Source organism: Streptomyces sp. NPDC048483 (genome assembly GCF_040651455.1).
In the GTDB taxonomy this organism is placed as follows: domain Bacteria; phylum Actinomycetota; class Actinomycetes; order Streptomycetales; family Streptomycetaceae; genus Streptomyces.
On the sequence record NZ_JBEZJZ010000165.1, the window covers coordinates 1 to 14,167 of the forward strand.

Genomic DNA, 14,167 nt, shown 5'->3' on the forward strand with positions numbered 1-14,167 from the left:
TGCGCTGCTGGGTGGCGCGGTGGGCCAGGTCGGCGCGGTAGCCGGTGGGGCCGCCGTTCCGTGTCACCTCACGCGTGATCGTGGAGGTCGGACGGTGCAGACGGCGGGCGATCTCGGCGTAGGCCAGGCCGTCGGCCAGCCCCACTGCGATCTGCTGGCGCTCGGCCTGGGTGAGCCTGCCTCCCGGCATCACGACCCCCTTCATGCCCCACGGGTGCTCCATGGTGCTGCTCGGTGTTCCCTGACGCCTTCACCATAGCGTTCACCTTCAACATATTGCAACGGCCGACTGTTCAATCGTTGCGTTAAGCGAGAGGGCGTTGCAATGATTAATGAACCTCTACCTGCATAGATACTGCCTCTAAGCAAAGATCTCATTGTGTATATCTGGAAAGCAACGTAGCGTTTCCATCGTTCGGAAACAACGAGCCGCAAGCGTATGGGAGAGCACGATGCAGAAGTTCGACACCCCCGCCCCGATCTTCGCCGTCCTGGGCGTCCCCGCGGGACGCGTCCAGTTCATCGCCGCGGACCGGGCCGACACCGCGGTCGAGGTCCTGCCTGCGAACGCCTCGAAGGGCCGCGACGTGAAGGCAGCGGAGCAGACCACGGTCGAATACGCCGACGGAGTCCTGCGGATCGAGAATGCGGCGAAGGACCAGTACTTCGGCCCCTCCGGATCCATCGAGGTGACGGTCAAGCTGCCCGCCGGTTCCCGCATCGAGGCCAAGGCGGCCAGCGCCGAACTCCGGACCGTCGGCCGCCTCGGCGACGTCGCTTTCGACGGCGCGTACGGCCAGATCAAGCTGGACGAGGCCGCGAGCGTCCGTCTCACTGCGGTCGACGGCGACGTCGAGGTCGGCCGGCTGGGCGGGGCCGCGGAGATCAGCACCGCAAGGGGCGACATCCGGATCGCCGAGGCCATGGGCGGCACGGTCGTGCTCAGCACCCAGTCCGGCGACATCACGGTCGGTGCCGCCGCCGGCGTGTCGGCCTCCCTGGACGCCGGCACTTCCTACGGCCGCGTCAGCAACGCCCTCAAGAACGATGGCACCGCCGAGCTCGACATCCGCGCCACCACCTCCCACGGCGACATCACCGCCCGCAGCCTCTGACCCGCTCCTTCCGAAGGAGCACCCCTCAACACCAACCCGGCCAGCGGGGCGAACGAAGCTGCGCATGTCCTACGGCGACAAGACCGTCTGAGGCGCCCCAAGATCACGGGCAGGCGCAACCGGACTCTGATCACCACGGGCCCACCGGGCCGAACTCGCGAACGCCATGGATGCCGCGCCGGGGAGGGCATCCTGCACAGCGAACGCAGCACGGCCACCGCCCTGGACGCGCTCGCCCGCTCACGCCCACGCCCTCGGCGGCCGGCACCACCTCATCGCCGCCCTGGGCACTCACACCCTCACCGCAACAACCACCCACGCAACCCATAAGGAGCACAGCCATGTCCCTCACCCTCACCGGGCAGGATCGCCCGGAGCTGCAGAAGGCCATCGAGGAGATCGTCGATTCCGGTTTCGCCGGGGTGCAACTGCGCGTGAACGATGAGCGGGGCGAGTGGGTCGGCAGCGCGGGGGTGCGCAAGCTGGGCGTGAGCGCCAAGCCGCCGACCAACGGGCACTTCCGGATCGGCAGCACCACCAAGACCTTCACCGCGACCGTGGTGCTGCAACTGGTGGCCGAGGGCAAGATCGGGCTGGACAGCCCGGCGGATGACTACCTGTCCCAGTTCGGGCTGGACCGGCGGATCACGGTGCGGATGCTGCTGCAGCACACCAGCGGGCTGTTCAACTACACCGGCGAGTACTACGACGACGGGACGGTCGCGCCCGGGATCCCCTGGCAGGGCCAGGAGTACGTGGACAACCAGTTCCACACCTACCAGCCCAAGGAGCTGGTACGGCTGGCGTTGTCCAAGCCGGCGCGGTTTGAGCCGGGGACGGACTGGAGCTACTCCAACACCAACTACGTGCTGGCCAAGTTGCTGATCGAGGAGGTCACCGGCCGCTCGTTGGCCGAGGAGATGCAGCGGCTGATCCTGCAGCCGCTGGGACTGTCGGGCACCGTGGTGCCGGGCGCCTCGCCGGAGATCCCCGAGCCGCACGCCCACGGCTACTACCGGTACGAGCACGCCGGCCAGTGGAAGGTGGCCGACGTCACCCGCTTCAACGTCTCCTGGATCTCCGCCGCCGGTGACATGATCTCGACCACCGAGGATCTCCACACGTTCTTCTCCGCGCTGATGAGCGGCAAGCTCCTGCCGGACTCGCTGCTGGCCGAGATGCGCACGCCGCACCCCAAACTCGGCTACGGCCTGGGGTTGTTCGTGGAGGAGACGGACGGCGGCACCCTCTTCAACCACAACGGCGGCTTTTTTGGTTGGGCGGCGCTGATGTACAGCACGCCCGACGGCAGTAAGACCCTGACCGCCTCGCTGACCACCGGGGACGCCGAACTCGACTTCGCCGCCACGGCCGAGGCGTTCCAGAAGGCGCATCAAAGGCTCGCCGAGGAGGTGTTCTGCAGCGGGCAGGCCGAGCCGGCTCACGAGGCGGTCGAGTCGGCTCAGTAGACGGGGCCGAGCAGCGCGAACCGGGCCACGCCAAGCTCGCTGAGCTGGGCGTGGCCGGTCCACATGCGCGGACGCCGGGCCGAGCAGGCACAGGACCCGGCCGTGTTCTCGTATAGCTGCCGCCACCCGTCATGGAGCGCTCAGTAGTTTCTGTTCACATGGGGCACGGTTTCCGGATCCGGTCACTCGACGCCGGAGATGACGGTGCGGGCCGGGCGGGGCCGGGGGATGTCGTCCGCGGCCGTCAAGGCGGCGAAGCCGGCGTGGGCCTGCTCGATGGCCTCGGGGTATGCCTGAGTCTTCTCGTGTTCGGCGAGTGCCCGGCAGATGCTGGAGAGGCTGGGGCTCTGGCCCTTGCGGCGGCCGGTGGGGATCAGCAGGTCGGGCTGGATCTGCTCGACGGTCTCGCCGTTCGTACGGCGGCGGAGCACGGTGTGCAACATGTCGTCGGTGATGACCGGGGCCGGCCGCCGTGGTTGCCCTTGCGGGAGGCGGCATCGAGTCCTTCGAGGGTGGCCTCGCGAATGTTCTCGCGCTCAGTCTCGGCCATTGCGGCGAAGAAGCCGAACAGCAGTCGTCCCGGCCCGGTGGGGTCGTAGATCCCGGCCAGGGGCCCGGTGAGCATCTCCAGCACCAGGCCGTGCGCGGTGAGATGGTCAGCTAGCGCGGTCAGCTCCGCGGCATCCCGTCCGAGCCGTTTCATCTCGTTCACCGTGAAGATCACCCGGCAGTGCGGGGCGTGGGCCTTGATCTCGCGGGCCGCGGCGAGCGCGGCCTCGAACTGCGGGCGGACCCGCACCCGGGTGCTGATCTTCTCGGCGAAGATCTTGTCCCGGGGGATGTTCTTCGCGGCGAGCGCGTCCATCTGAGACTGGAGTTCCTGGGTGAGGCTGGAGCACCTGGCGTACCCCATGCGGATGTCCGCGGTCCGGGTGTCCGGGTCGATCGGCGCCGGGACGGGGGTGCCGGGCCGCCACGGCTGTCCCGGGCCGCGGTCGGCCGGCGTCGGCACGCGCAGAAGTTTCGCGAGCCGGGGCACCTTCGCGAAGCGGCCGGTGTGGTACGTGCCGGCGACCGCCCCAGAACGCGAGCGGCAGGGTAGGCCTGACTGAGCGTCACAGCGCGGGCAGGGGTGGCGCTCGACGTCGTCGGCGTCGGGCGTGAGTGCGGTTTGAGGGTCCGTCATGACCCCGGATGCCGTCACAAACATTTCCCAGAACGTGCCCGGTTCCACTTTTGAGTGAGAACTACTTGTGACAGTGAGCCGGCGGTCTGAGCCGCTCCCGTCGACTGTTCTTGATCTTGCTCCGGGAAAGGATCGTTTGTGAGACGTGCCGCCATCGGTGGTCACGGTACTGGGTGGTTGTGATCGGTCCGGGTTTGGGGTGCAGTCCAGGGAGATCGGATTGGCAGTTCGCAGGCGTACACCGGAAATGGAGTATGAATACTCTGCTCGGCCTCCGTTGGCCCCTGCTACGGTCATGAGCATGTTCCTCTTCCGTGCGTAGGACTCCGTCCATGCCGCCCCGCTGGGGCGGCACTTCGGCGTCCCCGCACGTTCGCAGCGCCGCCTTGCTGAGCGGTGCAGCCTTTTGAGGAACTCTTCATGCTGTTCTCTTCTTATGCCGCTGTCTTGCGGGCTCCTCACGCCTGCCGCACCTTCGGCGCGGTGCTGCTGGGCCGGCTGTCGTACGGAATGATCTCCCTCTCCTTGATGCTGGCGGTCAAGAATGCCACCGGGTCCTACCGGGCGGCGGGGGGTGTCATGGCGCTGTTCGCGCTGACCAGCGTCTTTCTCTCGCCGTTCCGTGCTGGTCTGGTCGACAGGTATGGTCCGCGCCGGGCCCTGGTGCCGATGGCGTGTGCGTACGCACTGCTGCTGGCCGGCCTGGCGTGCGCAACCTGGCGGCCTGGCGCGCCAGGACTCCTGGTGGGGCTCCTGGCCGTGAGCGCCGGAGCCTGCACGCCGCCCCTGGGCCCGGCGATGCGATCTGTGTGGAGAGTTCTGCTTCCTGAGCGGCAGGCGCTGCATAGCGCCTACAGCCTTGACGCGGTCGCCGAGGAGTTGTTGTTAGTCACCGGCCCTTTGCTGGTCGGCCTGCTGGTCAAGTTCACGGTTCCGGCGGCGGGCGTGGCGCTGAGCGCGGCTCTCGTGCTGACGGGCACACTCGCGTTCGTGTCCTCTCCGGTCCTGCCTGGCCTGGCGGCTTCCCTGCCGGACCACAGTCCCGACAATGCGGCTGACGACAGTTCCGGATCGGTCCCTGCAGCCGTCTCGTCGTCCCGGGCACGACGCGGGCGGGACACCGGCCTGTGGGGCGTGGTCATGGTCTGCGCCGGTATCGGGATTGGATTGGGGGCAGTGGATCTCCTCATCGTGGCCTTCACGGAGCGGTGGCACCGGTCCGGAGCCGTGTTCTGGGTGCTGGCGTCACTGTCTGCGGGTAGTGCGCTCGGTGGCCTCGCCTATGGGGCTGTGCGATGGCGGCTCTCCGGACGGCAGCGCCTGCTGCTGATCGTGATGGGTATGGCGCTCACTCTGGCTACGGCCGGGCTTTCCCCCAATGTGTATGTGCTCATGATGCTGGCAGGGCTCGCGGGGGTGTTTGTTGCCCCCGCCCTGACCACGGCGTACCTGGTCGCGGACGAATGCGCCAGGCCGGACGCCCGCACCCGCGCGGGCGCGTGGGTCAACACCGCGTTCAACGCTGGTTCGGCCGGAGGAACAGCCACCGCCGGTCTCTTGGTGGGCCACCTTCCTCTGGAAGTGTGTTTCGGTGTCGTCGCGTTTCCCGCCTTGTTGTGCGCCGCGATGACCATGAACCGGCCACGTCTTCCCGAAGGCGCCATGGCGCGCAGGAAGGACAGGGCAGCAGCCGTCGAATAGCCCTCCGTCGGATACTCAACGGAGCCGGAGTGTCACAGCGTGACCTCGACTGCCTCACCGCGCAGGTGCGCGGGCCGGGCACCGAAGCCCGAAGGTCCGGGTCCAGGCGGTTGTTCATGTCCAGCTCAAACCGGCCGTACGGATTCACATGGGTCCAGAACAGCGGCGACAGGCCCCTGCGGTCCGCTTCGGTGAGCCTGTCCGCCCACTTTGGACCGGCCAGCACCTCCTGCATCAGCAGAGTGTTGACGTGTTCTCTGCACTTCGTCCAGACGGAGTAGGTTCTGCTACTGGAGGGGGTCTGCGGCTGGCAGGAGGATCGGCATCACTCGGGCCGACTTCCCGCGGGGAGAGGCCCCCATCTTCTTTCGTTCGAGGACCAGGGCCATCATCTCGTCTGCCTTCGCCGGCATGATCGCGATCGAGATGAGGAACCCACGGCAGAACTCGTAGTCCTCCGGTGTGCGGCCTCGATGGAAGTCGGCGACGAGCGCCCGCTTCTGGTGAGATCCGTCTGTGAACTCCACCTCCGGAATCGTCGGGACCAACAGCTTGAAGCGTGCGTACTCGTAGTGGTCCGCTCCCGCAGCGATGACTCTCATCGCCTGCGGCAGCTCCGCGGTCGCGTGCAAACCGCCCTCAAAGGCGCTGACCCGCTCGACCTGGTCATCGTGCCCCGCATCTGCTTGGCCGACCGGCCGTCGGCCAGTCCAACCAATCCGTCGCGCTGGTAGCGCTGGCGCCGCTGCTTGACGCCGCTGGCCGTCACCGTGTGCCCGGCCGCCGTCAGCTCGGCTGCCTTGGCCCGCTCGCGCTGAGCCAGTGAGTTCTGTTTCGGGTCGAACTCCGGCCGTGGCACCGCCCCGTTGGGACCATCCGGTGGCAAGCCGTGCAGGACTTCCAGAATGTGCCTCTCCCACCAGCGGGCCTGTTCAGCGGCTGTCTCAGGGAATTCCGCGATCCGGGCCGTCGGCGGAACCCTCAGCCTTTCCCCGGTCACCGAGCACCTCCACCGGCCAAGTACACGATCGTGTGCGGCCCCAGCAACTCGACCGCCATTCCCTCGGCGACCAGCTCCTGAAGCCAGAGGAGATGGAACAGTGCGGGCAGCGTCGCAAGCCGGTCACCAGCCGCGTCAGCCCCGGCCATCAGCGAGCCCGGGGTCGCGAGGACCTCCCGCAGTCGGCCTGCGGCCGTGCCGTGCAGGCATCGCGGGTGCCGGTAGCGCGACAGCCACCGGACATTCGCCAGCAGCACCGCCTCCGGCATCCCCACCCGTTCGAAGCCCCACCCGGCGGGAGCACAGGCCAGGCGCGCGTCACCTCGAACGCTTCCGCGTCCTTCGGCTCGATTCGCTCGTCGGCACGGACATCGACGACCACGGCCGAGCCGTCCACGCGGCGGCCGAAGTAGTCAGGTGCGTGCCGACGCTCCCGCTCGCCGTCGTGCCAGTGCAGCCAGAACGGTTGTGAGGAGATCCCCACCACTTTGGGATCGAAGTCCATCAACAGAAGCCGATCCCGCTCCAGCCACGACTCGAAGCCGACGTGCTTCCGGGGCGTAGCCGCCCAGTACCAGCCCGCGAAGTGACGCTCACCGTGCGACCAGCGAAACGGCCGCACCGGCGCCACATCCTCGAACCGGGCCGTCACACAGTCCAGCAGCGGGCGCCGCCGACGCTCGCGTACAGCGTCCGTGTACGACACCTGGACGTACGGTCCCGCAAGGTCCATCCCAGCCGCTACAGCCACCCAGCACCCCCAGTGCGATCACCCGCACGACTAGGTTCACTGAGACAGAAGGCCGAACGACTGGGTTCGCTGAGTAAACGCCTCGATTGGCGTCACGCTGGACGGCCCATTTCGTCACCACCCCATTCCCTGATCCAGGCGCATCCGCGCTGACCCTGCCGAATGCCTGGACCCACACACTCTACAAATGTAGAGTCCCGGGGTATGAGCGGGCTTGCAGGCACCTTCGTTCCCCGCCCGGACTTCGACTCCCGGCACCAGACGGTCATCCCGGCTCCGGTGGAGGCCGTGTGGGCAGCGTGGCACGAGATGGAGCAGGCCGGCGGCGAGGGGTGGGGGCCGATCGTCCGGGCGCTGTTCACCGTGCGCCGGCACCTCGGCCGCTTGAAGAGAGGGGGCGGCGAGATACCGGAGGAGGACCTGCGAGACAGCTTTCTGCTGCTGGCCGAGGACCCACCGCGAGAGATGGTCCGGGGGATCGTGGGGCAGTGGTGGACCATGGGAGCAGCCGACGGACGGCCGGACGTCACAGGCCCGCGTGAGTTCCTGGCATTCGACGAACCCGGCTACGCGAAGGCGACCTTCAGCATGAGATTCACCGCGGACGCCGCCACCAGCGGTACGCGGGTCGTCACCGAGACCCGGGTCCTGTGCCTCGACGAGGCGGCTCGTCGTGCCATGGGGCGCTACTGGCGGCTCATCGAGCCGTTCAGCGGCCTCGCCCGCCGGATGATGCTCAGCAGGCTCAGGAAGCGGGCCGTCGCATGAGCAGCACCAGAACCCCCCGCGTACAGGCGCTGCTCACCGCGGCGGTGGCGGCTATCGCCGATGAGGGCCTGCGAGGACTCACCCACCGGGCGGTCGACGGGCGGGCGAAGGTGCCGGCCGGGTCGACCAGCTACTACTTCCGTACCCGGCAGGCACTGCTCGCCGGCGTGGTCGCGTTCATCGCCGAACAGGAAGTGGCGGACATCGAAGCGGCGGCCGTCTCCGAAGAGCTGGCCCAGGCACCGCCGGTACGCCAAGTGGCCGACCGCTTCGCGGGCGTACTGGCCCACTGGCTCGGACCCCAACGCGACCGCACCCGCGCCCGCCTGGAGATCATCCTCCTGACAGCGCGCCAGCCGGAAGGGAAGCTGGGCACCGAACTGCTCCGCGCCCGGGAGAGCTTCATCGGCCAGGCCCAGACGCTGGCAACGGCGCTCGGCAGCCCGAATCCGAAAGAGGGCGGGCGGATCGTGGTCGCCTTCGCCGAGGGACTCACGTACGACGGGGTGACACGACCCGGCCCGGACACCACCGACCGGGCGGCCCTGCGACAGATGCTGGAGAGGGTCCTGCTCACCCTGGCCCGGTAGCGGGGCGCTGAAGGGGACAGCTGGACGGCAGCAGCACCGGCAGCCGGTCCACCGACCGATCTGGAAATCGGCCCGATGTGTCCTTCGTCGTGCCGGGAAACACCAGCCGAGCACCGATGCTGATCAGTCCCAGGGAGCCGAGAGCCAACCACCACCAGCTGCGCCGCCGACCGCATTTCGTCACCCTGGACGACCCAACTCGTCACCACCCCGAACCTCCACCGAGGTGACTCCCGTTCTCGGGTTCTGGATCAGGTTCTGTGGTCGATGACGGTGAGTTACTGGAATTGGCCCACCTGTCCGATCACACCACCCATGCCGCGGACGGCTAGTGAGCGCGCGAACAGGACGGGCATGCAGCCGCAGCCGACCGGGATGGAGTCGACCACCCACACGTCGTCGCTCCACAGTGAGTTGTCCTTCTCCAGCATCCTGATCGTGTGGTGTCCGCAGGCCACCCCCTTGACTCATTCAGGGCTCCGGGGCGGTCTCCACTGCGGTGACTATGCGTCACGGTCATTTCGCAGGGCCTGGATCAGCCAGGGGTACACCGGGATCAGGTTCGGTACGACCTGCCAGCCGTTGATGATCCACACCAGCCGCCAGTACCGGTCCACCCGGGGATCGTGCGCCTCTTCGAACTGCTGGGCCATCCAGGCCCGGAATTCCGCGTCAGGGGTGCGCGCGAACGCCTCGGCGAAGCGGTGCACGAGGTCGTCAATGACGGGTGCGACCCTGTCGTTGAGCGGGTCGATGCCCGACTCCCTGGCCTCGGCGACCTTTTGACGGGTGAACTCCATCAGTTCCTCGCCGGCCTCGCTCTCGATGTCGAGTGTGCGCCCGGCGGCCTGGCACATGGCTGTCCGGCGCATCACGGCCCGGAAGTCCTCGTCGCCGACCAGCTCGGCGAGCTCCACCCACGCGGCGACCTGCTCGCTGGACGGATCCTCGGGGAGGTCGGGAGTGGCAACGCGAACCATGGCCACCGCGGCCGGGCCGGCATTCACTGTGCCGAAGGTGCCCTCCATGAAATCGTCGATCAGACGTCGGCGTTCCTCGCCGGTCAACTGCGTGAACCAGTGCATGAGCTTGGTCTCCTCAGGGCTGGACCCGCGGCCGGCCACGACTCGCAGAACGCTCCGGCGCAGTTGCAGCATCCGGATCTGGACGTCCAGGGCGTCGGCGTGCGCCGCGGCGGCTTCCGCCACCGAGAGCTCGCGGTCCAGCACCCGCTTAATCGTGGCCAGGTCCACGCCCAGCTCGCGCAGTGTGCGTAGGAGTTCCAAACGAAGCAGTGCGTCGAGGTCGTAGAGCCGATAACCAGCGGGACTTCGGGTGGTCGGCGCTACCACCCCCGAATCGGAGTAGAACCGGATGGTCCTCACGGACAAGCCGGTCCGCCGGGAAAGCTCCCCGATCGAGTAGAGGGTTGTAACGTCCATGTCCCCCACTCTGCTGTCTCCAGTCACTGGAGGCTCAAGGATATTCCCCAGCTGGGCCCCCGATCGAGACGTCCTCCGAGGCGCTGAGGCATGCGTCACATGCTTTCCGCTGACCGCCAGGCCGACTGGCGCGCGCTGGGCGAGCTATGGCAGCGACATGTGTCACCGCTCGCTGGTGGCCTATGGCTACGAGCCCTTGGACTCATTCATCTAGGAGAGGTCGAGTATCAGCAGCAGCTTCGCCGCTGCCTCAACGACGAAGCCCTGCAACGAGAGCTGCGCATCGCCGGAGCCCTGATCTGCCTCTACGCACTGCCGGTCAGCCGCATTGCCGAACTGACCACCAACCGATTCCACCGCGATGGACAGGGCCTGGCCTACCTCACCTTCGAGCGCCACCCCGTCCTGCTACCGCCCAAGCTCGCGCGACTCATCGAAGACCAGATCACCCACCGCAGCACCACCAACAGCCTCAACCGCGAGCTCTGCGCCTCCGACCGCTACCTGCTGCCCGGAACGGTCCCCGGAAGCCCCTGCGACGGCGACACTCTCACGAAACAACTCCGAGAAAAGGGCCTGCCCGTCCGTGCCGCACGCAACACGGCCATGATCGAAGCGGTGACCAGCCTTCCCCCGATCGTCGTCGCCGACCTGCTCGGCCTCCACCCCGCCACCGTCGACAGATGGGCCAACCACGCCAACGACAGCTGGGCCTCCTACCTCGCCGCCCGCCAAAACGCCGGTTCCGGCCCTGTTCTCGTATAGCTTCGGCCAGGTAGCGTGTAGCGCTGAGTAATTACTTTGGGCTGTGGTCGCGCTGCTGGAGGACGGTGAAGTCGGCGTGGGCCTGCTCGATGGCCTCCGGATACGCCTGGGTCTTCTCGTGTTCGGCGAGTGCCCGGCAGATGCTGGAGAGGCTGGGGTTCTGGCCCTTGCGGCGGTCGGTGGGAATCAGCAGGTCGGGCTGGATCTGCTCGACGGTCTCGCCGTTCGTACGACGGCGGAGCACGGTGTAGGGGCATGGTACTGGTGGGCCCTCGTATTCAACTGTCGCCAGTTCCTCGCGGAACCCAACCCGCTGGTGACCGTGTGTGATCTCCAGCGGCGTATCGGCTCCAGGTTCCGCCGGTCTCGTTGAGGAGGCGGGTGGTGGTCTTGTCGTGGTAGCCGAGAGCGTCTGCGACGACGGGGGCGGGCATCTCCAGGAGTTGCTGTCGGATGGCGGCGCCGCGGGCGGCAGCCGCTGGGACACCGATCTCGTTGAGGAGTGCGGACAGGTGGTCGGGGCGGAAGGGCTGGCCCGCCCGGCGACCGGGGAACAGCCAGGGGATGCCTGGTTGGTGGCGGTGTTCATGTTGTCGCGGTCGGCGATGTAGTCCAGCAGCAGGGAAGCGGCTGGCTCGGGGATGGGTGAGGCTGGCTCTCCGAGCCGGAGAAGTACTGATTCTCCGTCGTGCACGACGTCGTTGACGGTGAGCCGGACGATCCGGGTGAGGGGTTGCGCGTAGAGGAGCACGATGACGCCGGCGACACGGAGGTTCTTCGGTGTGTCCTGGTCGGTCAGCAGTCGGCCGAGGGCGTCCAGGCGTTCGTCTTCGCTTAGCGCGGCTCGTCGGGTGGCCTTCATCGCGGGTATGGAGAGCGAGCGTCGGCAATAGCGGCTCTGCATGGCCCAGTTGAGGAAGGCCCTCAAACCGTTGCGGCTGTGCTCACTGTTCTCGGCCCACCAGGCGTCGACGTCGATCTGGCCGCATGAGGCGAGGGAGGTGTTTCGCTCGCCGAGCCACTGGAGGAAGGTGGTCGCGTACTTGATCTGCTCGGCGGCGAAGCGGCGGATGCTGGGTGTGATGTGGCTCCGGTCGGCTCGTACTCGCAGTCGGGGAAGGACGCGCCAGGTCGCGAAGAGCCTGATCGTCTTCGCGTGTTCGGGATCGGCGATATCGGCCAGATGACCGGGCAGCCAGCGCTGGAAAGAGCAGATGTACTTGTCGACGGCGGGCAGGACCCCGCTTGCCATCAGGAGTTCTTCCAGGTGAGCGGCTGACCGCCAGGGCTGGAGCTCAACCGGAGGTCGGGTAGGCCATCAGCTGATCGCCCTTGCTGTCCAGCGCCAGCCCCACGGACTCGTTCACCAGCACGGGAGCGGCCCCGGCCTGCGCCGGGACATCCTTGCCGGTGCGGGCGTCGAGGACGACGGCGCCGTGGCCGGTCTTCCCGTAGAGGCGGCCGTGCCACACCGCGGTGACCTGTGGTGCAATCCGGTCGGCCTGCCGGTCGGGCAGCTGCCACAGCGTCTTGCCCGTGCGCGCATCCAGGGCCCTCGCCTCCCAGTTGGGGTTGCCCAGGCCGCCGCAGACCACGGTGTCCTTGGCGTCATACCGGCACACCTGGCTGCTCCACCGGGGCAGCTTCCCCTTCACCGAGCCGTCGCGGATGTCCAGGAACTGCGCGTAGGAGTCGCCGCTGTCGTACTCGCTGCCCTGCGCGGTGACCAGATGGGGCCCGGCGCCCTGTACCTCCACTCCGGAGCTGTCAACGCCCCTCCACAGGCGGCGTCCTGAGGGAACGTCATAGCCGACGGCGCGTTGATGCGTCCCGTCGTCCTCAAGGGCCACGCCCACCATGGTGCGTCCGGATACCGTCATCGCGCGGTAGCCCGGCTTCGTCCACAGCAGACGGTGTGTGGCGGAGTTGATCCCGTACGACACCGCTTGATCGTTGTCGGAGACCCGCACCACGACCGTGTCGCCGTGCGCCCCCACCACGGCCGCGGTCAGTTGGCTCGTGGTGTCCTTCACCCACCCGGGCAGGTGGATCGGCAGGCTCCACAGACGGCGCGCGGACTCAGCGCTGCTGCCCACCACCTCCACCACCGTGTGATCGGCCTGCGTCCCGCTCCCGGCGGCCTTGACCAAGAACGGCGTGATCACCGCCGGACTTTCGCCGTCCGGCATGATCAGAGGCGCGGTCGCGGGGCTGGTGTTAGCCAGCCGCTCGGCCTCGTCCTGCAGAGGAGTGCCCTGAGGCGTGATGCGGTGGACGGTCTTTCCGGTGACGGTGTCCACCATCGACACCGCGTCCGGGGCCGCGACGAATGCCGTCTGCTGGTGCAGGGCTACCGGCAGGTCGGCGTCGAGGACGCCGCCGGTCAGCCGTCCCGTCGTCGCAGCCTCCGGCATGACCGTGCCCGCATCGGTGGCGAACTTCTGCGGCGGGTCATGCACCGGGCGCGAGGGGCGCTGCTGCCCGGTGCTCTTCGGCGGCTTCTTGTCGGCGGCGTCGTCACCGCCGCTGCAGCCCGCCACCACACTCATCGCCGCCAAGACCGCCACCGCTGCACACATGGCCCTGGACCGGACCTGAAGGCGCTTCATTCCGTCCCCAACTCGTCGGTGTCCCGTCAAATGATCACGGTAGTGGGTGGCGTTCCGACGCGAGCAGAGAACAGCAGTTCCGGCCACACTTCGAGGGGCATGATACTGGTGAACTCGCGTATTCAACTGTCGCCAGTTCGTCCACGAGAACATCGCCAGGGTGCGGGCGACGCTCGACTGGATCGAGACGGCCGTCGACACCGGCAAGGTCGACGTCGACGGCGAACTGGCCCGCCTTCTGCAGGGCGAGTAGTGGGATGCCGCGCGCTTCGCAGCGCCGGTCGCCTTCGGCGCAGAGGCACGCCGACAGTCTTCGGTTCGTGCTCTTCGAGGCACGACCGGCGGGTCTCGCCTTCAACCAGTTGGTCAGGTCGAGGGAACTCTCCTCGTCCCAAGTCCGTGCGGGCCTGGCCTGTCTGCGGGACGTCATCGCCGAACAGGGCTGGCCGCCCCTCATCTGGACGAGGGCGGACGGTTACAAGTTCTGCTCCGACCCTGCCGAGCTTCAGGCATACGAGGTCGCGGTCATCCGCGAGAAGCTCACTGAGATCCGCCGGTTCATCACCGGCGTCGTCGCCCCACACGCAGCCCTGCAATCCAAGGGCCGGTGGATCCGGCACCTGAATACCCAGCTCAACTCCGTCGAGTCCACGCTCGACGTGATCGCCGACTACATCGACGCGTGATCCGGTGGGGACCGTGGTGCCAAGGCATCCACCGTGCGCCCTTAAAAACTTGGCCACAGATGCTCGCGTCCACTGTGCAGTTCTC

Annotated in this window: 15 protein-coding genes and 3 pseudogenes; 8 read left to right on the forward strand and 10 right to left on the reverse strand. The window is 67.7% G+C overall.

Annotation, left to right across the window (positions count from 1 at the left end; translation table 11 throughout):
* Positions 1-190 (reverse strand): helix-turn-helix domain-containing protein (locus tag AB0D04_RS40140; RefSeq protein ID WP_362712367.1); only part of this gene is annotated, 190 nt, incomplete at its 3' end.
* Positions 191-452: 262 nt separating this feature from the next.
* Between AB0D04_RS40140 and AB0D04_RS40145 the strand changes: the two genes are divergently transcribed.
* Together AB0D04_RS40145 and AB0D04_RS40150 are read left to right on the forward strand one after the other, a co-directional pair.
* Entirely contained in the window at positions 453-1,115 is a 663-nt protein-coding gene (locus AB0D04_RS40145) for a DUF4097 family beta strand repeat-containing protein (RefSeq protein ID WP_362712353.1), read from the forward strand.
* A gap of 341 nt (positions 1,116-1,456) precedes the next feature.
* Complete coding sequence (locus tag AB0D04_RS40150) at positions 1,457-2,584, forward strand: serine hydrolase domain-containing protein (RefSeq protein ID WP_362712354.1); 1,128 nt, start codon at positions 1,457-1,459, stop codon at positions 2,582-2,584.
* 182 nt (positions 2,585-2,766) lie between these two features.
* Here AB0D04_RS40150 and AB0D04_RS40155 read toward each other — a convergent pair whose 3' ends face one another.
* Positions 2,767-3,027, reverse strand: a complete 261-nt coding sequence (locus AB0D04_RS40155; RefSeq protein WP_362712355.1) for a hypothetical protein — start codon at positions 3,025-3,027, stop codon at positions 2,767-2,769.
* Positions 2,958-3,596, reverse strand: a complete 639-nt coding sequence (locus AB0D04_RS40160; protein ID WP_362712356.1) for a recombinase family protein — start codon at positions 3,594-3,596, stop codon at positions 2,958-2,960. The genes AB0D04_RS40155 and AB0D04_RS40160 overlap by 70 nt, the downstream gene beginning before the upstream one ends.
* Positions 3,597-4,190: 594 nt before the next feature.
* Between AB0D04_RS40160 and AB0D04_RS40165 the strand changes: the two genes are divergently transcribed.
* The gene (locus AB0D04_RS40165; RefSeq protein WP_362712357.1) at positions 4,191-5,471 is read left to right on the forward strand and encodes an MFS transporter; all 1,281 of its coding nucleotides are present in this window, start codon (positions 4,191-4,193) and stop codon (positions 5,469-5,471) included.
* Between the two features lie 103 nt (positions 5,472-5,574).
* Here AB0D04_RS40165 and AB0D04_RS40170 read toward each other — a convergent pair.
* The 3 genes and pseudogenes from AB0D04_RS40170 to AB0D04_RS40180 form a co-directional block, all read right to left on the reverse strand.
* Positions 5,575-5,724 (reverse strand): annotated as a pseudogene (locus tag AB0D04_RS40170) (Tn3 family transposase); the annotation flags it as partial.
* Between the two features lie 34 nt (positions 5,725-5,758).
* Positions 5,759-6,103, reverse strand: coding sequence for a hypothetical protein (locus AB0D04_RS40175; RefSeq protein ID WP_362712358.1), 345 nt, complete (start codon positions 6,101-6,103; stop codon positions 5,759-5,761).
* A 364-nt stretch (positions 6,104-6,467) separates the two neighbouring features.
* Positions 6,468-7,222: pseudogene (locus AB0D04_RS40180) on the reverse strand (TnsA-like heteromeric transposase endonuclease subunit).
* A gap of 204 nt (positions 7,223-7,426) precedes the next feature.
* On the opposite strand from AB0D04_RS40180, the gene AB0D04_RS40185 reads away from it, so the two are divergent.
* Positions 7,427-7,990: a hypothetical protein gene (locus AB0D04_RS40185; protein ID WP_362712359.1), complete on the forward strand. Its 564-nt coding sequence runs from the start codon at positions 7,427-7,429 to the stop codon at positions 7,988-7,990.
* Positions 7,987-8,580 (forward strand): TetR family transcriptional regulator, encoded by a 594-nt coding sequence (locus AB0D04_RS40190; RefSeq protein WP_362712360.1) that lies wholly within the window; start codon positions 7,987-7,989, stop codon positions 8,578-8,580. Before AB0D04_RS40185 ends, AB0D04_RS40190 begins: the two co-directional genes overlap by 4 nt.
* A 278-nt stretch (positions 8,581-8,858) precedes the next feature.
* On the opposite strand, the gene AB0D04_RS40195 is transcribed toward AB0D04_RS40190, so the two are convergent.
* Positions 8,859-9,011, reverse strand: coding sequence for a hypothetical protein (locus AB0D04_RS40195; protein WP_362712361.1), 153 nt, complete (start codon positions 9,009-9,011; stop codon positions 8,859-8,861).
* A 72-nt stretch (positions 9,012-9,083) separates the two neighbouring features.
* A complete protein-coding gene (locus AB0D04_RS40200) occupies positions 9,084-10,022 on the reverse strand; it encodes a MerR family transcriptional regulator (RefSeq protein WP_362712362.1) in 939 nt (312 codons plus the stop codon).
* A gap of 90 nt (positions 10,023-10,112) precedes the next feature.
* Here AB0D04_RS40200 and AB0D04_RS40205 point away from each other — a divergent pair, with 90 nt between their 5' ends.
* Positions 10,113-10,787, forward strand: coding sequence for a hypothetical protein (locus AB0D04_RS40205; RefSeq protein ID WP_362712363.1), 675 nt, complete (start codon positions 10,113-10,115; stop codon positions 10,785-10,787).
* Between the two features lie 31 nt (positions 10,788-10,818).
* Here the strand turns inward: AB0D04_RS40205 and AB0D04_RS40210 are convergent, their stop codons facing one another.
* Positions 10,819-12,039: a hypothetical protein gene (locus AB0D04_RS40210; RefSeq protein ID WP_362712364.1), complete on the reverse strand. Its 1,221-nt coding sequence runs from the start codon at positions 12,037-12,039 to the stop codon at positions 10,819-10,821.
* Positions 12,040-12,082: 43 nt separating this feature from the next.
* Positions 12,083-13,366, reverse strand: a complete 1,284-nt coding sequence (locus AB0D04_RS40215; protein ID WP_362712365.1) for a PQQ-binding-like beta-propeller repeat protein — start codon at positions 13,364-13,366, stop codon at positions 12,083-12,085.
* Positions 13,367-13,535: 169 nt separating this feature from the next.
* Here AB0D04_RS40215 and AB0D04_RS40220 point away from each other — a divergent pair.
* Positions 13,536-13,649 (forward strand): annotated as a pseudogene (locus AB0D04_RS40220) (DUF6192 family protein); the annotation flags it as partial.
* A 4-nt stretch (positions 13,650-13,653) separates the two neighbouring features.
* Entirely contained in the window at positions 13,654-14,082 is a 429-nt protein-coding gene (locus tag AB0D04_RS40225; protein WP_362712366.1) for a RacP protein, read from the forward strand.
* Positions 14,083-14,167 lie beyond the last annotated feature (85 nt).